This is a genomic window from Flavobacteriales bacterium (assembly GCA_021296215.1).
In the GTDB taxonomy this organism is placed as follows: domain Bacteria; phylum Bacteroidota; class Bacteroidia; order Flavobacteriales; family ECT2AJA-044; genus ECT2AJA-044.
Window position 1 is genome coordinate 1 of the sequence record JAGWBA010000019.1, and the last position, 25,244, is coordinate 25,244.

A 25,244-nucleotide genomic window follows, 5' to 3' on the forward strand; every position below is an offset into this window, starting at 1 on the left:
CCGGTTGGCTTATCTACTTGAATGCCCGACTCTACGATTGTGAAGTACTCCAATAGCTCACTCGGAAAAACATGCCCTGGGGCTTCCAATACCAAATCCCCCATTTCTTTTGAACGAAATGTAGGAATTCTTCAAACGCTCCCCACAAAATGGACGTGACCCGTTTTTCATCAATAAAATGTGGTACGAATAAGTACAGAAAGAGTGTTCTTAAACGAGGAAATTGAAAGAAACAAGAATTAACACGGCTTAAGACCAGAACAATTAAATAATAATGATATATTTGTGAAAAGAATAAAAACAAAGATGTCGCTATGTCAACTAAGTTAACACCAAAATTTTTCGTTGAAAAAATACGAGAAAACCAAAACAACAACGGAACTTTGAAAGCCGTTTTCGCCAATCAATTCCTGAGTAAATTCGAAGAGCACGAACTCCTCGGTATGTCGGCCAGTATCGACAAAGAACTCGCTAAACGCAGCGGAGCCCGCGCCGATGAAATGAAAAGAGAATTGGAGGCGCTCGGGTACGAAGTAAAAAAGAAGAAATAAATCTCACTTTTTTAACGATCCAAAACAGAGCTCACTTTTTAAGAAGTGGGCTCTTTTGTTTTTTCGCACCTTTACGTCATGTGTGGCATTAGTGGTATAACTTCCCCCGATCGCGAGCTCATCGAACGCATGAACCGGACCATGACCCATCGCGGTCCCAATGCCGAAGGGTATTACCTGAACGACTACCTCGCTCTCGGCCACCGCCGACTCAGCATCATCGACCTCAGCGCAGGCGGTGCCCAACCCCGCATACAAGACCACCTCGCCCTCACCTTCAACGGCGAAATCTACAACTACCTCGAACTGCGGTCCGAACTCCAAAAACTCGGACACCGATTCCACTCCGAAAGCGATACCGAAGTGCTGCTCGCCGCCTACCTAGAGTGGGGCACACAGTGCTTCTCCCGCTTTATCGGTATGTGGGCTTTGGCGCTGTGGGACGACCGGCAAAAAACTCTTCTGCTCTGTCGCGACCGCATGGGACAAAAACCGCTGTACTACCGCTACCAAAAAAACATCCTGGCCTTTGCCTCCGAACTCAAAGCACTGCTCCAAATCGAAGGTGTCGGAACGGAACGGCCCGAAGTGCTGGCCGAGTACTTCGCGTTTTCGTACAATCCGGAACCGCGAACGGCCTATTCCGACATCCACACCCTGCCGCCCGGATCCTACCTCATCTGGACACCCAATGGCGATCTAGCTTCTCCACAACACTACTGGCAGCCGACCTTTGACCTGCAGCGACCGTCGGCCGACGATGCCATCGCGGAGCTCGATGAATTATTGAAGGATGCCCTTCGACTGCGTCTACGGGCCGATGTGCCTCTCGGCGTGTTCCTCAGCGGCGGACTCGACAGCATGGGCATGACGACCCTGTTCAACCAACACTGGACCGGTTTACATGTGGCGTTGAACGATGAAGAACGGACCTTGGTCGAAAAAGTGATGGTCCAAAAAAAGGCCGACTTGGTGATCGCCACACCGGAAGAATTCGACTACCGGGCCGATTTTGACCACATCATGCGGCATTTCGATACGCCCTTTGCCGATAATTCGAGTATTCCGACCTACTGGATCTGCCGCGAAGCGCGCCGAAAAGGCTTCATTGTGATGCTGGGCGGCGACGGGGGCGACGAACTGTTTTACGGCTACAAGCGCTACAAGCAGCTCGACCTCTACTCTAAAGGCGGCGGCACGGTCCTTATGCGCGGCGCCCATGCTCTGAGCCGGCGATTGCTGCCCGGACACGATATCGACAAGGCTCTACGATTCCTATCAAAAGACACGTTCGAAGACTTCTATATCAAACTGCGAGGCGGATTCACGCGGGACGAGTGGCCCCATTTGTTTACCCGGGATTATCGCGACCAACTGGGCGATTACAATCCGGCCGAAGAGGTCCGCCACCGCTGGCCTACCGACAACGACTGGCCATTGGCCAAGCAGGCCCAGGTGTTCGACTGGCAACACAGTTTCCTGAGCGATATCCTGGTCAAGGCCGATCGCATGTCCATGGCCAATAGCATTGAGTTAAGAAGCCCCTTCCTGGACCATAGACTTTTCGAGTGGTCGGCCAAATTACACCCCGATGTGCTCTACGGCGGCGAACTTAAAAAGCTTTACAAAGAGTGGTTGGTGCCCCGGCTGCCAAAAGAAGTTTTGAATCAGCCCAAACGCGGGTTCGGGATGAACGAAAACGAGGTCTTGGGCCAGTACCAAAACCCTCGTTTGAACAAAAAGGCCGTACCTTTCCTGCTCGAACAAAAGAAGATCTTTTTTGCCAATAGCCTAAACGCCATTGCATGTACGAAATAAAGAAAGATTACATCCACGGAACCTCCAACGTGAGTTTCGACGACAACCGAACCGACGGCACCAAGTACTGGAACCGCCAACGCATCGCCAGCTCGCTCGTGTATCAGTATTCATTTTATAAGTGGGTATACGAAAAGTACCGAAAACAACCTCAAGCGCGCATTCTGGATGTTGGCTGCGGACCGGGAACCAAGCTCATGCATTTTTTCGGTAAAAAGAACTTTGAGGTGGTAGGTATTGATCAGCCCGATGCCGTCGACTACTGCAATACGAAGTTCGCAAAGTATACCAACGCATCGTTCCACGCGGATAATTTTGACGATCCTGTAGACCACGATTTAGGCACTTTCGACGCCATCATTTGCTCCGACGTGATCGAGCACCTAGAACGACCAGACAATTTACTCGCTTTCATCAAGCGCTTTGCAGACGACAATACCCGCATTTTCTTGTCGACTCCCGAACGCGACCGATTGCGGGGAAAAGACAATACTCGATCACCCAAGGTGGAGCACCTCCGCGAGTGGAATCAACCCGAGTTTGAGCGCTTTCTCGAAAAAAGCGGGTACGAAGTCCTAGAGAGCAAAATATTCACTTTTATGAAGCCCAATCTATACTACCCACATGGACTCAAATATGTGAAGAATGTGCTACTCAGATTGCTCTACACCAATCAAGGCGTCGAAGCCCGCATCAAAGCCTGATCTATGCGCTGGGCCTACGTGTACCAAAACGAACTTGGCCGGCGCAGTGCCAACCTAAAGCAAACGCTGAATACCGTAGACCGACTCTCTACTCAAGTGGATCTCCGCTTCTTATGTTCTACTTATGAATCCGCCGAGCGGTCGTTCATTTCGAAACAATTCGGATTGAATGTAGACAAGACGGTGCTTCCATTGAACGTAAGCTTGCGAACGACGAACCTCATCGCGGAGTTCCGATCGCGCTATCGATACAACAAGGCCGTGGTCCGCGAACTCCAAAAACAGCAGTTCGACGTAATCTACACGCGCGATTTCGGCTTTCTGTTCTACCTGTGGCTTACGGGGCAGCGTAAAAATATTCCCGGCTACATCGTGTACGAACCCCACAAGGTATACCACCGGTCTTCGTCAAAGGTCATGCGCTTTATGGAAGCCGGCGCGCTGAAACAATGCGATGCCATAACGCCCATAACGAAAGGTCTTTTGCAGGACCTGCGGTCCGATTTTTCACTCGCCCAACCCGCTCATGTACTGCCCGACGGAGTGCGCATCGTGCCGCAGGCACAAATAAATAAAAAGCTCCACGACAGTCCGGTTCGCTTCATTTACGCCGGCAGTTTTAAAAAGTGGAAAGGATTGGATACGCTGATCGATGCGGTAAAGATCCTCTCGAAGGATGAGCCGGAATTGTGCGTGACCATTTGTGGTGGCAGCGAATCTGAAGTTGAGTCCATGCAAGCCCGCTGTCGTGAATGGAGTATCAATGAGTTCATCCATTGGAGAGGCTACCTCAACGACCACGAGCTACAAAAAGAGTACGAACGGCACCATGCCGCCATACTGCCCAACACCACCGAAACCATTAGTGCGCGGTACACCTCGCCGCTAAAACTTTTTGAATACCTGGCGCACGGGCTGCCTATAGTAGCCTCCGACCTGCCGAGTTTACGCGAAGTACTCGACGATCACAGCGCTCTATTCTTTACGGCCGAAAACCCGCAAGCCCTGGCCCAGGCGATGAGTAAAATAGCGGCCCAAAGTGACTTGCGACTGGCCATGAGCGAGCGCAATGCTACCTTTGCACAGCAGTTCTCGTGGGAGAACCGAGCTAAAAATCTGGTGAAATTCGTTCATGAGCAGCTTTGAACTACATGCGGTGGGCATCGGCGCGCAAAAAGCGGGCTCTACGTGGGTATCCGACATGGCTCGGCAGCACCCCGATGTAGCGGTGTGGCACCCCAAAGAGCTCGAGTTCTTCAACGACCGTAAATCATACTATCAAGCGACCCGTAAAAAGGCTTACCAGTCCGACCTTGCAGGCCTTGCAAAGTACTTCAATGACCCCGAGAACGAGCTATACCACTTAGAAGTCACACCGAACTATTTCTGGGATCGGGCGGCGGCTGAACGCATCGCAGCACTTTTCCCGAACATCAAGATCGTCGCCAACCTGCGCCAGCCCGTCGAGCGCGCCTTTAGCCAATGGGTCATGGCCCGCTACAACCACAGGCGCGAAACCCGCTCTTTCGAAGAGGTCATGCAGCACGAAACCGAGTACACCGAGCGCAGTCGGTATGCCCAACAACTCGATCTCTGGCTCGCCCATTTTCCACGAAAACAGATCCACCTCATTGCTCTGGACGAAATCCTCTCGGATCCCGCTTCCACCGCCTACCGCCTTTTTGAGTTTTTGGGCCTGCGGCCCGATGTGTTCCTTAACGCCTCTGGCAAAAGCAACCAGGCTAAATCGACCCGTATACCCGCTCTGCAGAACGGTATAAACGCGCTCGTACGCCAATTGAGCGCGGTCGGACTCACATCCGTGGTAGAGCGGGCCCGCGGTAGCAAGCTGCGCAACTGGGTACTTCAAAAAAATCAGCACACTTCGGAATTCCCTAAATTCGACTCCGCCTACAACGCTCAATATTGGGATCGATTCGCTGCCGACGTCGATCGGCTCGAAAACGAATGGGGGCTTCAACTAAACGCCTGGAAACCATGAGCCGGGTGAAGGTGCTTTACGTTTTGGGCATGAGCTACTCCGGTTCGAGCCTCCTGGGGTTTGTTCTCGGCGCCGTTCCCGAAGTCTGGAACCTCGGCGAAGTCAAGGTGTTTCCGCGCGAGCACAAGCTCAGCCGCATTTGCACCTGTAAAAAGCCCACGCTCGAATGTGAATATTGGGGTGCGCTGTACCGTCAAAACCTCCAGGTCTTCAATAAAGGATCGCGTTGGATGCGTTGGAGCATTACCCTAAGGCTGCTGCTCGGACTTCCGGTAAAGGCCAAATCGAACCACGGCGACGCCCATATGCTCGCCGCCGCGCTGGAACACGCAAAATCCTTTGAATCGCGCAGTACCTGGCTGGTCGACACCTCCAAAAGCCTTTGGCGACTCCTCGTCTTGTGGACCGACCCCGACATCGAGGTCAAGGTGATATACCTCAAACGGGGAGCTAAGGAAAACATCGCATCGTACCGCAAGCACGGCCACGGGTTCTTCAAAGCGCTGTTCCAGTATGCTTTATTCCACCTTTTGGCTAAGCGTTGGTTGAGGCGGTATACCACCGAAAGCCAATCGCTTACGCTACATCACGAAGACCTAGCCTTGCGCGAGCAAGAGGCCATGAAATCCATTTCCGCTTTTATGGAACTCGACTACAGCGGGTACAAAGAACAAATGAAATCGCGCGTCTACCATATTCGCACAGGGAATCCGAGAACGGTTGATCAGTTCCGCGATGGGGTCGAAGGATTTTTCTACGATGAGCATTGGAAGGATATACTAAAGCCAATCCAGTTGAATCTGTTGACCCAATTATTTCGATCGAACTGATGGCCGCGGACATGCAAAAAAATATGCGGGCTACCTTTTTGACCAAGATCCCTATTTCGATCCTGGCCTTTTTGCATTCGGTGATCATCACGCGTTTGCTCGGCCCCGAAGGATTTGGTGTCTTCCAGTACATCACTACAAACGTTCAGTTCTTGGTTATGGCCGTGGCCTTCAACATGACACATGGAGTGCTCTATTTCAGTGCTTCAAAGCGAATCGACGAGTCCAAGATCGTTTCCCTCGTGCTCTTGTTGTTTCTAGGGTCTTTCACCGTTATGAACCTGTTGGTCCTCGCCGCGCCAAAATCTTCTTGGATTGCTCTTTGGCTGTTGCCCAAAGGGTTTCAAGACTCGCCTTTCGCCTGGTATTTCTTAGCGGCATTCGCGTACCACTTCGCCCAAATTTTCATGCACGCCCACCTCAAAGGCCGCAAGTCCTTTATTCGATCCAATAATGTGATGCTCCTGAGCGGTGTGGTCAATGTGCTGGTCAGCGGTTTGTTATACGTCATGACAACCCGTGGTTTTAACGCCGACCTACGTGTACTTTTCAATATTTTGACCGCCTTGCAGATCGGACTCCTAGTCGTGGTACTCATTGGTTACCTCCCTAGTGCGCGACCTCGTCTGAATTTTAACTGGACCAAGTCCGAATTCAAAACCTATTTCGGATATACTTCGCTTGGCTATGGCAACATGTTCAGCAAATTCTTCAATAAGCGGCTCGATGTATATTTCGTTCAATACCTCTCTGGCTCCGTGTCTCTAGGGCTCTATGGCGTGGCTACGACCTTGACGAATTTTCTTTTAGATTTTGTTCAACCTTTGAATCAGGTCATAATCCCCTACCTCACCACGATGAATCGAGATGAAACGGTCAATACCTATCCCGTCTACCTCAGAATCCTCACCACCATTATTATAGTGCCGGTCATCGTACTAATCGCCTTTGCGAGCCCCATCGTAAATTTGATCTATGGAAGTGCGTTCTCCCCTGCAGTATCAGCCCTACAGGTGATTTCTATCGCCATAATCTTCGCTTATCTGCGCAATTATTTTTCATCGTACAACAACGCCAAAGATCGAATCCGATTCAATTTACTGGCCAATGTCACGGCCCTCATCGTCACCATCGCTTTGGACATCGTTTTGATTCCAAAATACGGCATACTTGGAGCGGCTTATGCTACCTTGGCCGCCTATGCCATTTCCTGTTTTATCGTTGGGCGTACCGTAAAGAAACACCTACAAATTTCGTGGGCGAGTTTGTTACTTCCAAAAACGAGCGACTGGGATGTGCTCTTGAAAACCATTCGAGGAAAGCGCTAACGCCAATCGCAGGCCCATGATCCAAAACGGGCACAACAAGCTTCTATTTCAGTGGCGTACTTTTGGTGCAGATAGGCCCTTAAGTGCGGCGGAATTTCTTCTTGCAGTCCGACATTCGACTTTTGAGCAGTGGGAAGCAGACTCATATCCACATCCTCGGCTCGACCTAAAAAGCGAAAGATATCCTTGAGCAGACCTTCCGGATCTTCTTTTATTTGTTCATAGAACCCCACGAAGATCCGCTCTTCTCCGAATACCCTACTCCACTTGACATAGGTTTCGGTGTATGAGCCTCTCTTTTCGGATTTCTGACCATCGAAGTGCGCGATCCATTGGCCCTCCGATATGTCTTCAAAAGGCCTTCCTTGAATTTTACACAAGACCATCTTCGAATGAGACCAAGCCCGTTCGATCGGGTTTCTCAATAGGTAAATGACCTTTAGGTCCGGATTCATCCGGGCTATGTGTCGAATTCTGCGTTCAGTAATGGATCCGTAGGCCGGAGTGATCTCTCCCTTTAGGCGACCCTTTGCATGAATAAATTTTCTTCGATACCAGGAATAGCTCTTCCAGTACTTCCAATCGAAGAAGTGGACTTCCTTTTCTTCGGGAAGATAAATTTCAGGATGAGCTATCAAACAAGTGTGCAGCCATGTCGTGCCCGACTTTTGGGCTCCTATACCGAGAAAATCCGGAAAATCATCTGGTTGGGCGGACCCTCTACCGATGACAAAGCTGATTGATTTTAGTCCGTCTTCAACGCCTCTTTTTATTCTTTTGATCAGTTCTTTCACGGAGGATAAAATCTAGCTTTGCTCTGCATCCTGGTTCCCAACCTCTTCGATAGGTGGGTTCGAGCGCGACTTTCGGAAATCGACAAAGGCCAAACCCAGCCAGGCGATCAAAGCCGCTAAAGAGGCAAAGCCCCCCTCCTTCGAACCCGGTGGAACAAAGTAAAGCTGCACTTCCTGAGCCGGGCCTTCGACCACAGGTATGGCCGTGAACCCAAGTTGTGCACGAACCGGCACTACTTTTTTTTGGCCCACTTCGGCGCGCCAGCCTTCGTCGAAAGGAATAGTAAAGAACAACCAGCCCTCTGATGGCGCATCGAGCGTTCCTTCAATACGGTTTTGTCCAAAGGAGGTCATGCTAAAGGTTCCGGCCGCGGCCCGGCGATCGATGATTTGCTGAAACTGCTGAACGGTGAGGTTCTTAGTGTTGACTCGCTCTACCTTCGCGGCAGAGCTCAGATCATCAGATCCTAGCGCGATGTGATCGTATACCTGAAAAGCCCGCTGCGTCTCGCCCATGGCCAACAAGGTATCTTCGCTGATGGCCGAATCGTAGAACGCCCCGAATGGAAAGCGATGCTGATTCTTATAAATATTAATGCCCTCAATTGTGCCTACAGGCTGGTAAGAGTTGACCAGCAAGGGGTGCGTGACTTCGGTCTTGCGCAAGAGGTAGTCGACCCCGGCAAAGGGATATAAGAGTGGATTCCGCTCTACCCCGGCTGCCCAGCGCGTATCGGTTTCCTTGGTTGAATCGATCAAGGCCATTTCCGACAAGAATCGAATATAATTGGCCTGATTAAAGCTGGAGTATTGTGTAGTTCCGTAGAATCCGAGAACACGACCCTCGTTCAGGGAACGATGAATGCTGTTGGCACTTGCGTAATCCTTGATCAACCTGTAGAACCCTTGATCTTGCCCATCGATGAATTCGAGGGCCTCTACGGTGTAGTCGTTGTATCCCACGCGTTGTTTCAACTCGCGCTTGGTCATGGTATCGCGTTCGCCGAAGGCGTAGCCCGAGTTGAATCCGAGGTCCAGCATCATAACGGCCAACAGCGCATACGGCGCAGCCTTGCCGAGCTTCTTAAAGTGGACGCCGACCAATATGGCGGTCAGCAAAAGCACGGCGAAAGTATCGACCCCCCGAACGGCCTTCACGAGCTCTAAGCGTCCATCGTAGTACGGATAGTGCAGCGATAACAGCATTACGGCCGCGGTAGCAAGGAGTCCGATCAAATGCACGCGTTTTTCGCGCACGATGGCCTCGAGTGATTTGGTGCTGATGAGCACGAAGATCAGTGGGATGAATAAGCTAAGGGCCTTCTTGTAGTAGTTTCCTTGAAAAAGGTAAATAGCATAGCGGAAATAAGGGAAGAGCAGTGGAATCAGGGCCAATCCAAGTACGATTCCCCATAGGCGTTTTTCGTTGCGCGATCCCAGCAAAAACAGCTGTGGAATGAGCAAGATCATCAGTATAGAGCAGTAAAAGAGCGGCGCTTCGAGGTAGTTGTTCCACCCGTTGAAATCACCCCCTACACCAAGCAAATCGTTACTCAGCGTGCGCATCCAAGTGGTAAGCAAGTGCCCGCCATCGTGCATCGCAAAAATGGGTTGGGCACTCAGGTCTTCAGAAAGGGTCGCTGCGGTCGACATCCGCGGACTGTCGGTCACCGTGGTCACGCGGGTCAACAAACCGGTGGCGTTTCCTAGAAAACCCAAAATTGCCAATCCGGCCGCGAGGCCGCCCTCCTTCACCCACTGAATGGGCTTCCACTCCATTTCTACACCGCGAACGACGAAATAGAGTAAAGCGAATTGAAAGAAGAAAAAGAGTTTGGGGTCGACCCCGAAGTTGTAGAGCACCAAAGGAAGCACGAAGTAGATCTTTTTGGTCCACAATAGGTCGAGTCCCCATAGAACGAACACGGCGTTGAGCACAAAGGCATCGTGCACGTACCACGAGCCTCCGACGATGGCGTATCCGCTAAAGGCCATGGCCAGACCTGCAAATAGGGCGATCCACTCGTTGTTGCTGCGCAGCTTGATCCACTCGAAGGTGATCACCGCTATGGCCAGCGCCTTGGCCCAGGCAACCCGGGCGATGCGCTCGGCAACCGAACCTGAGAACAGATCAAACACCCAGTGAAAGAGGCTCTCAAGTCCAAAGTGCCAACCGGAATACATGTTCTGTCCCATTCCGATGTAAAAGGACCAGGCCATCGGAAAGCCCTCGTTTTTAAGGTAGCGATCGAGGTGGATCAGGTTGGGGTATTTCAAGTTCAGCGTGTCGCTTCCAATGTCTTTAAAGATGTAGAGATCGCTGCCAAAAATAAAGGGGTAGAATACGATCAATCCCAGTATAGAGGGCACTCCGATTACCCAGAGATAAGTGCTGAAAGGGAGTTTGTCGGATAAGAACTCAAAGGCTTTAACGTCCTTGCTCTTCGCCTTCTTGGTCGCTTTCTTGGCCATAGGTCTGTGCTTTGTTCGGACCCGAATTTAGTTCATTAGTCCGTATTTCTCCTTGATCGCAGGAGCCAATTCGTCGTATGCCCTTATCAATTGTTTCCCTTTGATGAGCATTTCACCGGTGAAATCCGGGTAAATCGCTTTCACGAACTCGAACACGGGCTGCCGCGGCGGCTTGTTGAACATTATACGAAGAAATAGATCGCATCCGGATGATTCTGTGCTGCTTCATGAAGGTCGTCGATGGTCGTTTTCGAACCCAGTTTATAAGCTGGAATGTCCGGAAAGTAATGCTGTAAAAGACCCACCTGACCCGTGATGAAAACCACGTCGGAGCCCTGTTTTTCAAGTTGATCGGTCTGTGCCGTCACATAGTCGAGTGCCTTTTGATCGTGCCTCGGAATCAAGCTAAAATCTTGCTCATCCATGGTAAAGGGCGAAAAAATATTGCCTGCGGCAAGATACAGGAATGCACCGGCACTAGTAATCACCACGGCGGGTGTCCAACTCCTCGTGGCTAGTTCAAAAACCTGTGCGAGAACCATGTGGGTGAAGGTCACTATCGACAGCAGGTAGGCCACGTGTACGATCAAATAGTACCTGTTAAAGCCAAAAGGAGGATTAAAGACCCCTCCCATGATCATGGAGTACAACACGAGGGCGAAAAGAAAATATCCCGCCGAAAGGCGGAAAAACCGCGCAAAGAAATCATTGCGTTTGAACGACAAATACCCCCCGCCAACGAGTAAGATCAGGTTAAACAGGAACCAACCCGCTCCTTCGCGATTGTTCACCGACATGTAATTGCCTATGGCTTGCCCGAAGGTCGATGGATCCCATTCGCGGAAGAATCGCTCGATGGCCACGTTCAAGCGGCCGGCCGGAACCGTTGCTGCTATCGTTAAAAGAGCGGTGATGCCAATAGCGCCTCCGATAACGAGCCATCGCGGATACTCCTTGCGCAGGCCCGAGGTAAAGAAATCAACGGTGAGAGCGATGATCCCAAATGCCAAAAGAGAGAATAGCGTTTGGTGAAAGAGTCCGGAAACGAGAAGGAGAATAAGAACACCCAATACCCGCAACCAATAAGGTCTTTCAGAAGTGTAAAGCTTGTATGCAGCAAAGGAGCACACAATTCCGAATACGTACATGTAGCCATAATAGCGGACGAAATGAAGCGATGACAAGGTCTAGCTGGAGAGTACGGTCGGAATCAACAGCACGATGAGTTCCTCTGGTCCGGAATCCTTTTTACGAATCCACAAGGCCGCCAATGCGATCACCATGGTCAAGAGGAAAGGCCAGGCTCCATACCATTTCTCGACCCGAAGACCGAGTCCATTAACGACGAAATAGGCGGGTACGTTGAAGTACAGTATGAACTTGTGAGACTCGTATACGTCGTAGTCCTCATCCGGATCGTACATCACGCTTTCGGGGCGGGGGGCATCCAAAGGCACACCGGTCTTTACGGCATGCATCAATCCGTTGTACGAGCTCACCTCGTCGCTCAGGTGAAGGTACTTATCGAGGTAGTTCACGGACGATATACCCGCGTACAGCATAACGAGCACTCCCAGGGAGAGTACGATTCTTCGAATCAGTACGCTCTTTGAGTTGCCCATTAAATGATCATTCCGGCCGCTACCGTTTCATTCGTTCCTTCGTCTACCAAAATGATACTTCCGGTATTGCGATTCTTGCGATAGCTATCGGCCAACAAGGGTTTGGTGGTGCGTAGGCGGATCCGCGCGATGTCGTTCATGCCAATGTTGTTGTCCGTTTCATCGCGGTGCAAGGTGTTGATATCGACCTTGTACACGATCTCTTTGACCATAGCACGGGCATCGGTGGTCGTGTGGCGAATTGCGTATTTTCCACCGTTGATCATCGGCCTGTTATTGAACCAACAGATCATAACGTCGAGGTCTTGGGTGGGCTCGGGCTGATTATTCACTCGGCAGATCATATCGCCTCGTGAAATATCGATCTCGTCTTCCAAGGTCAGGGTGATACTCCTTGGAGCAAAGGCTTCTTTGATCTCCTGATCGCCGTCGTAAAGGGCCTTGATCTTGCTGGTAAACCCGCTCGGTAGCGCGATCACGTCGTCACCCGGCTTCAAGATACCACCGGCCACGCGCCCCGCGTATCCCCTAAAGTCGTGGAACTCGTCGCTGTGTGGGCGAATGACCGTTTGAACCGGAAAGCGCACGTCGATGTGGTTTTGATCCGAACCGATGTGAATGGTTTCCAAGGTATTCAGTAGTGTAGAGCCATCGTACCACGGCATGTTCTCAGAACGGTTCACCACATTGTCGCCATGCAGGGCCGATATCGGAATAAAGCGAATATCGCCGATCTCAAGTTTGGCACTAAAGTCTTTGAATTCCTGCACGATCTTCTCGTACTGATCTTCGCTGTAATCGACCAAGTCCATTTTGTTGATACACAAGATCACGTGCGGGATCTTGAGAAGGCTCGCTATAAAACTGTGTCGACAGGTTTGTTCGATCACTCCTTTGCGCGCATCGACAAGGATCAACGCCAAGTTGGCCGTTGACGCACCGGTCACCATATTTCGGGTGTACTGGATGTGTCCCGGAGTATCGGCAATGATGAACTTTCGCTTAGGCGTGGCGAAGTAGCGATAGGCCACATCGATGGTGATTCCTTGCTCGCGCTCATCTTTGAGTCCGTCCGTAAACAAACTCAAATCTACATGGTCCAATCCACGCGTTTTCGAGCTCGTCTCCACGGCTTCGATCTGATCTTGGAAAATACTTTTTGAATCGTACAGCAAACGACCGATCAAAGTCGATTTACCGTCGTCTACACTCCCCGCCGTGGTGAAGCGTAGGAGTTCCATATCTAAGTAACCCTTGGTGTTCATTCTTTCTATGCTTTGGCCATGAGTCATAGGCCATGGGCTTCTTTATACTTTGGACCGTGGACCATGGACTGCTTCTAACTTTAGCGAAGTTCAAATTTCCCTTAAACTAAGCTAAGGCTAAGGCTAACAGCTTCATTCTGATCGCTTGAGCGACCTTATTCAAAGAACCTGATTGCGCGCAGCGCAACCTGATTTCATCTTTTCACATCCTCGAGCCTGTGGCTCGATTTTTCCACCCCCAGCCCCTGCCCACGGGGGACTTCTACTTACTCACTACTTGCCCAGACGCAGATGTCCGGGAGCCTTCAGCTCTAATATCCTCGCCCTCTACGCGAATTTCCCTGCTGCTTTGCAGCAACTTTACTCGCCTCCGGCGAACTAACTTGCCGCTGCGCGGCAAACAGACTTGCTGCTCACCAGCAAATCGACTTGTGGCCCTGCCACAAACTGTCTCGAGCCAACGGCTCGAATCAGAAGTATCCTTGTTTCTTCCGATCCTCCATCGCGCTTTCGCTCCTCTTGTCATCGGCTCTACCTCCGCGCTCGGTCACCCGCGTACTGGCCACTTCTTCAATGATCTTCTCCAGAGTATCGGCATCACTTTCAACAGCTCCAGTGATCGTTAGATCACCCATGGTTCTAAAGCGCAGGGTTTTCATTTCGGGGACCTCGTTCGGTTTCTTATTCAGGAATTCCGAGTCGCTCAAATACTGTCCATCGCGCAAGATCACACTTCGCTCATGAGCGAAGTAAAGACTCGGTATTTCGATATTCTCCAACAGGATGTACTGCCAAACATCCATCTCCGTCCAGTTCGAGATCGGGAACACCCGGAAGTGCTCGCCGTAATTCTTTTTCCCATTGAATAGGTTCCATAACTCAGGACGCTGATTCTTTGGATTCCATTGCCCAAACTCATCGCGGTGACTGAAGAAACGCTCCTTGGCACGCGCCTTTTCTTCATCGCGTCGGGCTCCACCCATGGCCGCATCGAACTTATTCGATTCTATCGCCTCCAACAAGGCGGGGATCTGCGCGGTGTTACGACTCGCATCGGTCCCTTTTTCTTCGGAGGCCTTTCCTTCGTCAATGGCTTTTTGCACCGAACCCACCACGATTTGAGCCCCGAGTTTTTTAACGAGCTCATCGCGAAACTCAATGGTTTCCGGAAAGTTGTGCCCCGTATCGATGTGCACCAGCGGAAACGGCACCCGCGCCGGCCAAAAGGCCTTTTTGGCGAGGTGGGTCAAAATAATACTGTCCTTACCGCCCGAAAAAAGCAGACAAGGGTTGTTGAATTGTGCATACACCTCGCGAATCACATAAATGGATTCCGCCTCTAATTCACGGAGGTGTTTCAAATAATATCTATTCATCCTCTAGGGTGATTTTGGGTAGAAGTACCTCCAGCACTTGCCGAACGTTTTCTTCTAAGTCGTCTTTATCGGTATCGATACGGATCTCCGGGTTTTCAGGCACTTCGAACGGACTGTCGATACCCGTGAAGTTAGAAATCTCTCCCTTTCGAGCCTTCTTATAAAGTCCTTTTGGGTCCCGCGATTCAGCCACTTCCAAAGGTACGTCCACATGGACTTCTACCATTTCGCCTGCGGCGAGAAGATCGCGTACGCGTTTTCGATCCGCCTTGAAGGGCGAAATGAAGGCTGTAAGTACGATCAAGCCGGCATCGACCATCAATTTACTCAGTTCTCCAAGTCGACGAATGTTTTCAATCCGACCAGCCTCCGTAAAGTCGACATCGCCATTGAGTCCGGTCCGCACATTATCGCCATCGAGTAAATAAGTGTGAAAACCATGAGACATGAGATCTTGCTCAACGCAATTGGCTACCGTTGATTTACCAGACCCGGAAAGACCGGTGAACCACACCACACAAGGACGCTGTCCGAGTGCACGACTTCGGTCGACTTTAGTGATCTTATGATCGTGGGGAATGATGTGCAGTTTTTCGCTCATATCCATCCGTATCGAATCCAGACAAAGGTAAGGGAAATAACTGCGTAAAGAAATGACAATGGACCGCCAATTCTCATGAAATCCCTGAATTGATAACCTCCCGGTCCCATGACCATAAGATTGGTCTGATACCCCATGGGAGTAATAAAAGCGCAACTCGCGGCAAAGGCGATGACCATATAATAGCCTTCAGCTACAGCCACAGCACCAGTCGTTGTATCCGTTGCTGTTGCTAGAGAATACGCAATCGGAAATACAATAGATACAGCTGCGGCATTCGTAATGAAGCTGGTAAGCACGAACGTAACGGCGAACAAAACGATGCTGATAACGATCGGACCTGCGCCTTTGAACTGGGTACCTATACCGGAAGCAATGAGATCGGCTGCACCGCTTTCGGTCATGGCCTTACCGAGGGCAAGAGCCGAAACGAGGATCAGCAACAACTTGACGTCCATTTCTTTTTTCATGCCGTCAACGTTCACGAAACCCAGCACCAATAAGGCGGCCAGCAAGATCAAGGTCGCCATGAACAGGTTCACATGGCCGAAAATTCCGGCCACCGCTACTAAACCGACCACGGCCAAGAAGATCCGCTTGGGTGGTGCTTCCTTTATCGATGGGTTCTTAACTTGCTTTACGATGTACAGGTTATTGAAGCGGAATTCGTTCCGCGCAAAGCTGCGACCGGTGGTCAAAAGCAAGAGGTCACCTGCCTGGAATCGTATTTCACCGATTTTTCCACTAACTCGTTCGCCATTTCGGTGGATGGCCAAAATTCCGGCTTGATATCGCTCCCGGAAATTCACCTGTTTCACGGTTGAACCGATGAGTGAAGAGTTGGCCGGGATCACAGCCTCTACGATAGTGCGGTCTTCAGAAGAGTCGAAATCCGTGTGCTTGCTGAGCTCGAGCCCGTTGGAGCCATCGACCAGCTCAACGATGCGCTCGGTCTCTCCTACGAACATAAGCGAATCGCCTTCTTCGATCACCTCCTCGGGCTCCACGGGGGTAATGACGTGTTCGGTACGAACGATCTCTATGAGGAACACACCATTCAGATTTCGCAATCCGACTTCTTGCACACTTTTTCCGATGAGCCTTGAGCCCGGGCGCACCTTGGTTTCGACCATATACTCTCGGGTTGGATCGGCCAGCTGATCAAGCACATCCTGCCGTTGAGGCAGTAATGTAGGTCCCGCGAGTACCAAGTAAATGATTCCGCCCGCGGTCACCAGCAATCCCGGAATCAGAAAATCGAAGAACGAAAACAGGGGTTCACCGCTCTGTTCGAGGAAACCGTTGAGGACGAGGTTGGTGGAGGTTCCGATAAGGGTGATCATGCCGCCGAGGATGGCCGCGTAGCTGAGGGGAATGAGCAACTGAGATGCGGCAATGCCGCGTTTTTTACTCCACTCGCCGATGTAGGGAATCATGAGGGCGACCACGGGGGTGTTGTTGAGCACGCTTGATCCGAAAGCCACGATACTGGTCATCCGGAGTATCATGTCGCGAACCGTGGTTGCCGATTTGAAGGGTTTGTCGAGCAGACTCAACAGATTAAAATGATCGCGGAGGGCACCTGTGATGAAGATCAACATAAAGATGATGGCGATCTGCCGGTTGCCAAATCCCTTGAGGAATTCATCGGTGGTAAGCACGCCGGTGATGATGAGTACCAGAACGGCCATGAAGAACGTGAGTGCCGCTCTATTTCCTTTGCGAAAAAGCGCCAGAATGAGTCCGACCAAGGTAGCCGAAGCGACGTAAATATGGTACTCGGCCGGAATCATACTACTTGCGGCGGACGATGAACCAAGGATTCAGCAGATTCTCTTTGTTGTAGGTCAGCGGTTCGCCGGAATCGTGCCGCACGACTTCGCAGCCTGCTTGCAACGCAATTCCGTGTCCGGCCCCGGTATCCCACTCCATAGTAGGCGCAAAGCGCGGATACACTTGTGCCGAGCCTTCGGCCACCATGCAGAGTTTGAGTGAGCTTCCCCGACTCAGAATCTCGATTTGGCCATGTTCTTTTTCGAGGGCCGAGATGAATTCCTCAGTCTCCGCGCTCATGTGACTGCGACTTCCGACCACTGTAAAGGGACCGTCGTTGGGAATGGGCAGCGAATGGCCTTCGGCCCGTAGGGCCCCAATGGTATGGATCTTATGGCCATTTTCGGCCTTGTACGCACCAATGCCTTCAGCGGCCGCGTAGAGCGTGTCGGTCACCGGCAAGTATATTACGCCCAAGATAGGTGTGCCCTCCTGAACCAGCGCGATGTTCACGGTAAACTCGCCATTGCGCTTGATAAATTCCTTGGTGCCGTCGAGCGGATCAACGAGCCAGAAGGTGTGCCAATTCGAGTGCATGCTGAAGTCGGCCAAATCGCCCTCTTCGCTGAGGATGGGGTATTCCGTTCCGCGCAGATATTCCATGATCTTGAGGTGGCTCTTTTGATCGGCCATGGTCAGCGGGCTGCTATCTTCCTTGATATCGACGGAAAACTCGGTTCCATAGACTTCGAGGATTTCTTTTCCGGCCGCGACGCCGGCTTCGATGGACAGGGAGAGGAGGTGTTCTAAATTCATGGGGCTTCGGTGTTTGGCGTAAAACTACGAAATAGCCATTAGCCAATGGCCATTAGCTTAGGCAATGGATTTGTGGGTGGCCTTGGGTATACATATCATTGAACTATGAGAAAGTTCCAAAAATACGATGTTGGAATAGGGCTCAGGATTTAATTCCACTGATATATCAAGTAACTCAAAAGTTCCCCTCTGAAGAAAGGTATGGAATCACCTCTCAAATTAGAAGAGCTTCGAACAGTATTGCAGCCAATTTTGCAGAAGGCTGCAGCAGGTCTTCAGAACCGGAGTTCAGAAGGTCTCTTGAAATATCAATAGGATCGGTTTTCGAAGTAATCAGTTTTCTGGAAACGTCTAAAAGACTGCGCTACATAGAAGCTTCGCAGTTTGCAAAGCTGGAAAATGATTTGCTGATAATAGTTAGAATGCTAAGTGTACTGCGCGCAAAGCTAATGGCCAATGGCTCATTGGTGCTCAAGCACCAATGGGATGCCACGTCGTCTTATACTCCACGAAATCCGTGATGTTCTCCAAGCCGTCCGTGGCCCTTAAGGTCACCACCCGCTTAACATTCGCCGCCGCCGCCGACTTAGTGGCTCCATCATTAGCTAATGCTAACGCTAAAGCTATGGCATCCACATCCATATGACCGGCCATATGCGGAAGCAACTCCTCTGGATTACCTGTGAGCAGATTGACCACTCCGCCCGGTACGTCACTACTGTGAATGACTTCGGCCAGTGAAAGGGCCACATGGCCAAATTGCTCAGCGGCCAGAGCGATCACGGTGTTTCCACTTGCGACTATAGGAGCCAGAGTGCGCGTAAGACCACGCAATCCACTATCGGCCGGAGCTACGGCCGCCACTACTCCTGTTGGTTCCGGAGCGGTAAAATTGAAATGCGGGCTTGCGACCGGATTCACGCTACTCGCGAGTTGCTGGTACTTATCGCACCAACCCGCATAATACACCCACGTGTCGATAGCGTCCATGACTTCTTGTTTTGCGGCCTGTGGCTTTGCCCCTACCGCGATCAACTCCTCGACGAATTGCGCGGCCCGGCCCTCGAGCATCTCGGCAATGCGATAGAGGATTTGCCCTCGATTGTAACCTGTCTTTGATGCCCATCCATCTTGGGCCTTACGGGCAGCTACCACGGCATTTCGAAAGTCTTTACGCGACGCCAAACACAAATTGGCCACTAACTGCCCCTTGTGCTCGAGTTTATAATACCGTCCACTTTCGGTACGCGGAAAAGCTCCGCCGATATACAGCTTGTAGGTTTTCTTTATGTCAAGTCTAATCATAGGTTTAACTATTTCGGTCAATTCTAGTGGCAGTGAGCCATGGCCCATGGGCCATGAGTCTGACCAAGTATTTTTCAAATTCCGATTCGCCTTTGGCGATCATGATTTCGGTTTAGTCAAATTATCATTCCACCCCCAACCCCCGCCAGCGGGGGACTTTCTTTTTATTCCTGATTCGCCTTAGCGAACCTGATTTTCGCTTTTCGAAAACCCGATTCCGGCTTCATCGGAACCTAATCTCGCAGGTACCCTGCGAGACCGGGAAGCCCGCCTTCGCGTCCAAATCCGCTTTCTTTGTATCCACCGAACGGACTTGCGGCATCGAACAGGTTGTAGCTGTTCGCCCACACGACCCCGGCCTTCAGTTTTCCCGTCAGTTCAAATATCTTCGACCCCTTCTGTGTCCATACACCGGCGCTCAGCCCATAGGGTGTATTATTCGCCTTCGTGATCACCTCGTCCAGCGACCTAAAGGTCTGCACCGCCAGCACGGGTCCAAAGATTTCTTCCTGAACGATCCGATGGCTCTGCGACGTCTCCAAGAACAGGGTCGGCGCGCACCAGTAACCCTTTTTCGGCAGCGCGATGTCCTGGGTATACATTTCAGCCCCTTCTTTTTTACCCAGCTTTAGGTATTCTTGAATGGTCTTCAATTGTCCCTTGCTGTTAATGGCTCCGATATCGGTGTTCTTATCGAGCGGATCACCGACGATGAGGCTCTCCATGCGCATCTTTAATTTTGCGATCACCTCATCGGCCACCGCCTCTTGAACGAACAGGCGGGACCCGGCGCAGCATACATGACCTTGATTAAAGAAAATGCCGTTGACGATGCCCTCTACGGCTTGATCGATCGCGGCATCGCGACAAATAATATGCGCTGCCTTGCCCCCTAATTCAAGGGTCAATTTCTTGTTGGTTCCGGCCGTCGCCCGCTGAATGATCTTGCCCACTTCCGTGGATCCAGTAAACGCAATTTTATCGACATCGGGATGATTCACCAGTGCCGCACCCGTTTTCCCGGCACCGGTCACGATATTGACCACTCCTTTCGGAAAGTCGCAATCGGCGACCAGTTCGGCCAACTTCAAAGCGGTCAACGAAGTAGTCTCGGCGGGCTTCAATACCACCGTATTTCCGGCCGCGAGCGCTGGCGCCAGCTTCCACGCAGCCATGAGTAAAGGGAAGTTCCAAGGGATTATTTGACCGCAAACGCCCAGCGACTCAGCACCCCTCGGAAAGGCGTAATCGAGCTTGTCGGCCCAACCGGCGTAGTAAAAGAAGTGTTGGGCGACAAGTGGAACATCCACGTCGCGGCTCTCGCGGATGGGTTTTCCGCCGTCCATACTTTCGATCACGGCAAACTCGCGCGCTCGCTCCTGGATCATGCGGGCCAAGCGGAACAAGTATTTCGCCCGCTCCTTTCCGGGCAATTTGCTCCATTTTTTGTGGGCCCTACGGGCCGATGCGACCGCCCGATCGACATCGGACTCATCTGCTTCGGCGATTTGGCTGAGCGGCAATTCGGTGGCTGGATTGACCGTAGGAAAATACCTTCCGGCCGTAGGCCGAGAGAATTCCCCATCGATAAAGAGTTCGTACTGTTCGGCGATGGATACGTGTTCGCTGCTTTCGGGTGCCGGTTCGTAGGTCCAGCCGCTGTGAAAGTCAAATTCGTGTTCTTGTGCCATATCAGTCGATCGAGAAATAGTTCATACTCTGGTACGCGCCGGTGCGCTGTTTTTCGAGTTGCATTAGCACGTCGTTGGCGAGTGAGCTGGCGCCGAAGCGAAAGAGGCCCGGCGTGAGCCAGTCGGCCCCCAAGGTTTCTTTGACCATAACGAGATAATGCAATGCGAGCTTACTGTTGCTGATTCCGCCCGCAGGCTTCATACCGATGCGCTTACCCGTTCTCAGGTAGTGGTCGCGTATAGCGTAGAGCATGACCAGGGTCACGGGAATGGTCGCCGCACCGGGGATCTTTCCGGTGCTGGTTTTAATGAAGTCAGCTCCGGCCGCAATGGCTAAATCAGATGCCAGTCGAACATCGTCGTAGGTATCGAGCTCGCCCACTTCGAGGATCACTTTTAAATGAGCTTTTCCACAAGCCTCCTTTACGGCGGCAATCTCATCGTACACGAAATTGTAATCGCCGGCCAAGAACCTCCCTCGGGAGATTACCATATCAATTTCATTCGCCCCTTCGTCTACGGCGAATTTGGTATCGTCAATTTTGACTTGATGGCTCGATTGCCCACTGGGGAAATACGTTGCCACAGCTGCCACATTGATCGGGCTGTTACCCAATGCTTCGCGGGCGGTTCGCACCAAGGTGGGGTACACGCACACCGCTGCGACTTGTGGAAGTCCGGGGTAGGAATCGTGTAAATGCTGAGCTTTGTAACAAAGCTGTCGCACTTTACCGGGTGTGTCCATTCCTTCGAGAGTGGTGAGATCGATCATGGACAGCACTTTCTCAAGGCCCGAGATCTTTGCAGCCTTTTTAATGCTGCGCGATTGAAACCTCTTGGCGCGCTCTTCTAAACCAACTCGATCGATGGTTGAAACCCGGCTCGGATTGAAATTCATGAACGGCATTTTAGGTGAACTAAGATAGGGTGAATTCTACTTTTTGCATGCTTTTCTTAATTCACTCAATTACAGTATCTTGCGACTCCCACCGAAAAACCGTAGATCCCAGTCATGAAACGGGTTTCTCGGCGGTTCCTAATTATTCTTGCCTTATTGAGCCCACTGGCTCCAAAGGCCAATGTTCCCGACAGTTTAAGTCTGTACGAGGAGACGCTCGACATGTACTACTATGTGAGAGAGAATCCCGACTCGGTAATGAAGAGGGCGTGGTGACTTTTGTCCGATTAAGAATTGACCGGAGCTTTTCGAGGGAATATGCACGAGATTCTAGGTGATGGTTTTTACATGAAAAGTCAATACGATTCGGCCATGTATCATTTCTTGCGGGCCGAAGAGTATTTCAAGAATTACGGAAGTGAGTACGACCTTGCATGGAATCACAATTACCAGGGCAACGTGTACATGGAGCTTGGAAATACCTCCGAAGCTGTAGCGCACTTTTCGGCTGCTGAAGAGTATTTCGAAAAGGTGGGAGACGATCCTTTGGGGCACTCGACTATCTTGTACAACTATTGCAATTTATACCTTCAACAAGGCAATATCGAAACTGGGTTTGCCATAGCCAAAACAGCTATGAATATGATTTTAAAGTCCGACTCATTCGGGCTTCCCGGTATTTACGGCATCATGTCTGAGTTTCAGGCAGAATTAGGTCAGCTCGATAGCGCCATCTACTATGCAGAAACGGGATTAGCGATCAATAAAGAGCTCCATACGGGTCTTCTCGATAAGGCCGTGCTCTTGAACGACCTTGCTTACAATTATCACCTGCTCGGAAAGCATGAAATGAGCCTTATATATGCTGATAACGGCTTAACCGTGAACAGAAAACTGGGCGATAAAGCTGGTATTGCCTACTCATTCCTTGGCCGAGGACTTGCCCTGAATGAACTCGAAGAGGTACATATGGCCGAAATCGCCTTGGATTCGGCCTGGCACTATGCCCTTCTCAATAAGTCCCCCTCGTTGATCGGATATTTGATCGACGAAGAGGTGGATTTTCATCGCACTCGGGGCAATTGGGAAAAGGCCTTAAGCATGAGTGACTCACTCAATTCGTACAACGATCGTATTCGCTCAACTCCTTTAAAGGAGTCGTTTCTGGAAGCTGAATTGAAAAGAAAATCGGCACAACTCGCGGCTCTTTCAGAGCGTGAGAACTTCGTCTCTACTCGATTGCAACGAGGTCGAATCGTATTTGTATTGATTTTTGTCGGCGGTTTACTGTTGGCCTATCTGTTCTACACATCGAATAAAAACAGAAAAAAGCTACAGCGATTGGCAAACCTGCTTAAAGGAAAGAATAATACGCTTCAATCGCAATACGAGCTGCTCGAAACCAGTCAGGCTCAGATTATGGACGATGCCCGGTTGCGCGATCGACTCGTTGCGCTGATCAGTCATGACCTTCGCGCACCCTTAACTCAAGTGAAGATGGTCGCCGATCTGCTGCAGGACCCTTTGACCCCTGAAGCGGAAAAAGCAGGTCTGGTCAAGGCTTTGACGGAACGCTCTGAGCAATCGCTCGGCGAAATAAACAAAGTACTTGAATCGGTCCGAAAAATTATGCGTGGAAATCGGCCCGAGATTGAAGCCGTTTCCTGCTACGAGGCTTTTGAAGGCACCCATAAACTGCTTGCACTAGATATGGAGAGCAAGGGTATAAATTGTATTCCGGAAATCGAACCGGCGGATTTAACCGTACGACTGAACCCGGTATATCTTCAATCGATCATGCGGAACCTTATTTCCAATGCGATTAAATTCTCTAGCCCCGGAGATTCCGTGACTTTTTTTGCATATCGCGATGAAGATGAGATCGTTCTGGGGGTTCGAGATCAAGGCGTGGGCATGACCGAGGAAGTGCGCAAGAAGATTTTTGACGAAGATCGTTCCTATAGCTCGGTAGGTACCCTGAAAGAGCAAGGAGTCGGTGTTGGACTCCTGCACGTCAAGGAGTTTGCTCGCATGAATCAAGGTCGGGTGACCTGCTCGACCGAAGTTGGTAAAGGAACGGAGATCGCCCTCCGATTTCCTCTTTCTGCCTAGTGCAAAGCGAATTTTATAGGTAACCCGTATTGTATTGGAACAGGCTTGCCACGTTGCATTGCAGGACTACTCATCTTAGGGAGAGAGTTCACCAATCGAGCTCCTTCATCAATCAAATACTTATCGGGACCTCTGGTCACCTCCACATCTTTGACCTCACCATTCTTATCGACGACGAATGAAACAAACACACGACCTTCAACACCCATAACCTTGGACATTGTGGGATACTTCACATTATCAGCAACGAACTTGAGGAGTCTTTCTTCAAAGCACAGTTTTAGCTCCTCCCCTTTTAGTCCTTCGCATCCCGGAAAAACAGGCATGCTCTCTACTAATACATATGGAACGGGCTCGGTAAGTTCCTCATCTTGGCCTTTAGGAATATAATCAGGTACTCCCCAATTCTTTTCAGCGTTAGGAACGATCTGTGTATTACTTACGACCACGAGCTTCTTTTTTACTGCCGGAGTTGCTTTGGTCTTTAGGTCAGCCGGCTTCTCGGACTTGGGTTTGGCCGGTTTTCGATCATCGCTGATGTACACTACCGGTGGCAGTTCTTCAACATACGGTCGGTCTGCTTCAATGATCGAATGAGTTTTGAGGTCTGAGAAAGACTTCCATTGAATAACAGTGATGGCCAGTAAAATTGCAATGCTGGCCCCGATCAATCGAAACACGAATTTGTGCCTTTCGAGATCAGCTTTAGGCGACTTCTTGAGTTCCATAAATAGTACAGTTTAATTGAGATTAAACTGGGTGGCTACTAAAAGAGCGACAAAAAGGGTGCCGAGATTCTATACCGGTGTTCAATGGCGTTCAGGAAAGCCGGAAATTGATCGGAACGGTCAACGCAACCGGTACAGGCTTCCCGTTTCGAGTTGCGGGATTGAATTGAGGCAATGACTTTATGACCTTCACAGCTGCTTCATCCAATGAAGCATGAGCGGAAAGAGCAACTTCAATATCTCTAACGCTACCATCCATTGAAATAACGAAGGTCACATAGACCTTGCCTTCTATGTTTTTTTTCATCGCTAGTTCAGGATACTCAAAGTGATTGCTAATGTGTTCAGCGAGCTTCATGTTAAAGCATGAAGTGCGCTCATTTTCATCCTTAACTTCTTCGCATCCCGGAAAAATGGGCATTGTATCAACCGAATTGAAGCTCACCGCTTCCTGTGCCATGGAGCCCAAGGACGCGATAACCATCATGGAAATGAAAATGGTTCTGTACATAAGTGTGAAATTAAAAAGGCCCTCGAATACTCGAGGGCTGTACTTGT

The 25,244-nt window shown here is 50.6% G+C and carries 25 protein-coding genes; 10 read left to right on the forward strand and 15 right to left on the reverse strand.

The features are described from left to right. Positions 1-314: 314 nt before the first annotated feature. The 7 genes from J4F31_04840 (at position 315) to J4F31_04870 (ending at position 7,233) form a co-directional block, all read left to right on the forward strand. Complete coding sequence (locus J4F31_04840) at positions 315-551, forward strand: hypothetical protein (protein ID MCE2495891.1); 237 nt, start codon at positions 315-317, stop codon at positions 549-551. 78 nt (positions 552-629) lie between these two features. Next, on the forward strand, positions 630-2,369 hold the full coding sequence (gene asnB / locus J4F31_04845) for an asparagine synthase (glutamine-hydrolyzing) (GenBank protein ID MCE2495892.1): 1,740 nt from the start codon (positions 630-632) through the stop codon (positions 2,367-2,369). Continuing rightward, a complete protein-coding gene (locus J4F31_04850) occupies positions 2,357-3,073 on the forward strand; it encodes a class I SAM-dependent methyltransferase (GenBank protein ID MCE2495893.1) in 717 nt (238 codons plus the stop codon). The genes asnB and J4F31_04850 overlap by 13 nt, the downstream gene beginning before the upstream one ends. 3 nt (positions 3,074-3,076) lie before the next feature. Next, positions 3,077-4,219 (forward strand): glycosyltransferase family 4 protein, encoded by a 1,143-nt coding sequence (locus tag J4F31_04855; GenBank protein MCE2495894.1) that lies wholly within the window; start codon positions 3,077-3,079, stop codon positions 4,217-4,219. Next, positions 4,206-5,075 (forward strand): sulfotransferase, encoded by an 870-nt coding sequence (locus J4F31_04860; GenBank protein MCE2495895.1) that lies wholly within the window; start codon positions 4,206-4,208, stop codon positions 5,073-5,075. The genes J4F31_04855 and J4F31_04860 overlap by 14 nt, the downstream gene beginning before the upstream one ends. Continuing rightward, positions 5,072-5,905, forward strand: coding sequence for a sulfotransferase domain-containing protein (locus J4F31_04865; GenBank protein ID MCE2495896.1), 834 nt, complete (start codon positions 5,072-5,074; stop codon positions 5,903-5,905). Before J4F31_04860 ends, J4F31_04865 begins: the two co-directional genes overlap by 4 nt. Positions 5,906-5,928: 23 nt before the next feature. Beyond that, positions 5,929-7,233, forward strand: coding sequence for a polysaccharide biosynthesis C-terminal domain-containing protein (locus J4F31_04870; GenBank protein MCE2495897.1), 1,305 nt, complete (start codon positions 5,929-5,931; stop codon positions 7,231-7,233). Here the strand turns inward: J4F31_04870 and J4F31_04875 are convergent. The 10 genes from J4F31_04875 to cysQ all read right to left on the reverse strand — a co-directional run bounded on the left by J4F31_04875 (position 7,230) and on the right by cysQ (position 17,952). Then, positions 7,230-8,027, reverse strand: a complete 798-nt coding sequence (locus J4F31_04875) for a sulfotransferase (GenBank protein ID MCE2495898.1) — start codon at positions 8,025-8,027, stop codon at positions 7,230-7,232. The genes J4F31_04870 and J4F31_04875 overlap by 4 nt on opposite strands. Before the next feature lie 12 nt (positions 8,028-8,039). After that, a complete protein-coding gene (locus tag J4F31_04880; protein ID MCE2495899.1) occupies positions 8,040-10,499 on the reverse strand; it encodes a YfhO family protein in 2,460 nt (819 codons plus the stop codon). A gap of 27 nt (positions 10,500-10,526) precedes the next feature. Beyond that, positions 10,527-10,682, reverse strand: a complete 156-nt coding sequence (locus J4F31_04885) for a hypothetical protein (GenBank protein ID MCE2495900.1) — start codon at positions 10,680-10,682, stop codon at positions 10,527-10,529. Next, positions 10,682-11,647: a hypothetical protein gene (locus tag J4F31_04890; GenBank protein MCE2495901.1), complete on the reverse strand. Its 966-nt coding sequence runs from the start codon at positions 11,645-11,647 to the stop codon at positions 10,682-10,684. The genes J4F31_04885 and J4F31_04890 overlap by 1 nt, the downstream gene beginning before the upstream one ends. A 39-nt stretch (positions 11,648-11,686) precedes the next feature. Continuing rightward, a complete protein-coding gene (locus tag J4F31_04895) occupies positions 11,687-12,121 on the reverse strand; it encodes a hypothetical protein (protein ID MCE2495902.1) in 435 nt (144 codons plus the stop codon). Beyond that, positions 12,121-13,386, reverse strand: a complete 1,266-nt coding sequence (cysN, locus tag J4F31_04900; GenBank protein ID MCE2495903.1) for a sulfate adenylyltransferase subunit CysN — start codon at positions 13,384-13,386, stop codon at positions 12,121-12,123. The genes J4F31_04895 and cysN overlap by 1 nt, the downstream gene beginning before the upstream one ends. Positions 13,387-13,856: 470 nt before the next feature. Then, positions 13,857-14,762 (reverse strand): sulfate adenylyltransferase subunit CysD, encoded by a 906-nt coding sequence (gene cysD / locus J4F31_04905; GenBank protein ID MCE2495904.1) that lies wholly within the window; start codon positions 14,760-14,762, stop codon positions 13,857-13,859. Beyond that, a complete protein-coding gene (gene cysC, locus J4F31_04910) occupies positions 14,755-15,369 on the reverse strand; it encodes an adenylyl-sulfate kinase (protein ID MCE2495905.1) in 615 nt (204 codons plus the stop codon). Before cysC ends, cysD begins: the two co-directional genes overlap by 8 nt. Continuing rightward, positions 15,360-17,156 (reverse strand): SLC13 family permease, encoded by a 1,797-nt coding sequence (locus J4F31_04915; protein MCE2495906.1) that lies wholly within the window; start codon positions 17,154-17,156, stop codon positions 15,360-15,362. The genes cysC and J4F31_04915 overlap by 10 nt, the downstream gene beginning before the upstream one ends. A 1-nt stretch (position 17,157) precedes the next feature. Beyond that, entirely contained in the window at positions 17,158-17,952 is a 795-nt protein-coding gene (cysQ, locus tag J4F31_04920; GenBank protein MCE2495907.1) for a 3'(2'),5'-bisphosphate nucleotidase CysQ, read from the reverse strand. Between the two features lie 98 nt (positions 17,953-18,050). Between cysQ and J4F31_04925 the strand changes: the two genes are divergently transcribed. Then, positions 18,051-18,473: a four helix bundle protein gene (locus J4F31_04925; GenBank protein ID MCE2495908.1), complete on the forward strand. Its 423-nt coding sequence runs from the start codon at positions 18,051-18,053 to the stop codon at positions 18,471-18,473. Here J4F31_04925 and J4F31_04930 read toward each other — a convergent pair. The 3 genes from J4F31_04930 to deoC form a co-directional block, all read right to left on the reverse strand. Continuing rightward, complete coding sequence (locus J4F31_04930; GenBank protein MCE2495909.1) at positions 18,424-19,257, reverse strand: aldehyde dehydrogenase family protein; 834 nt, start codon at positions 19,255-19,257, stop codon at positions 18,424-18,426. The two genes, J4F31_04925 and J4F31_04930, sit on opposite strands and share 50 nt — an antisense overlap. Before the next feature lie 233 nt (positions 19,258-19,490). After that, the gene (locus J4F31_04935) at positions 19,491-20,948 is read right to left on the reverse strand and encodes an aldehyde dehydrogenase family protein (protein MCE2495910.1); all 1,458 of its coding nucleotides are present in this window, start codon (positions 20,946-20,948) and stop codon (positions 19,491-19,493) included. A gap of 1 nt (position 20,949) precedes the next feature. Continuing rightward, positions 20,950-21,855 (reverse strand): deoxyribose-phosphate aldolase, encoded by a 906-nt coding sequence (gene deoC / locus J4F31_04940; protein MCE2495911.1) that lies wholly within the window; start codon positions 21,853-21,855, stop codon positions 20,950-20,952. Positions 21,856-21,960: 105 nt separating this feature from the next. Here deoC and J4F31_04945 point away from each other — a divergent pair, with 105 nt between their 5' ends. Together J4F31_04945 and J4F31_04950 are read left to right on the forward strand one after the other, a co-directional pair. Further along, positions 21,961-22,122 carry a hypothetical protein gene (locus J4F31_04945; GenBank protein ID MCE2495912.1) on the forward strand — a complete coding sequence of 54 codons (162 nt, stop codon included), beginning with the start codon at positions 21,961-21,963 and terminating at the stop codon, positions 22,120-22,122. Between the two features lie 42 nt (positions 22,123-22,164). Continuing rightward, positions 22,165-23,958: a tetratricopeptide repeat-containing sensor histidine kinase gene (locus J4F31_04950; protein ID MCE2495913.1), complete on the forward strand. Its 1,794-nt coding sequence runs from the start codon at positions 22,165-22,167 to the stop codon at positions 23,956-23,958. Here J4F31_04950 and J4F31_04955 read toward each other — a convergent pair. Beyond that, complete coding sequence (locus tag J4F31_04955) at positions 23,955-24,686, reverse strand: energy transducer TonB (GenBank protein ID MCE2495914.1); 732 nt, start codon at positions 24,684-24,686, stop codon at positions 23,955-23,957. The two genes, J4F31_04950 and J4F31_04955, sit on opposite strands and share 4 nt — an antisense overlap. 91 nt (positions 24,687-24,777) lie before the next feature. Beyond that, a complete protein-coding gene (locus J4F31_04960; protein ID MCE2495915.1) occupies positions 24,778-25,146 on the reverse strand; it encodes an energy transducer TonB in 369 nt (122 codons plus the stop codon). Positions 25,147-25,244: the final 98 nt, after the last annotated feature.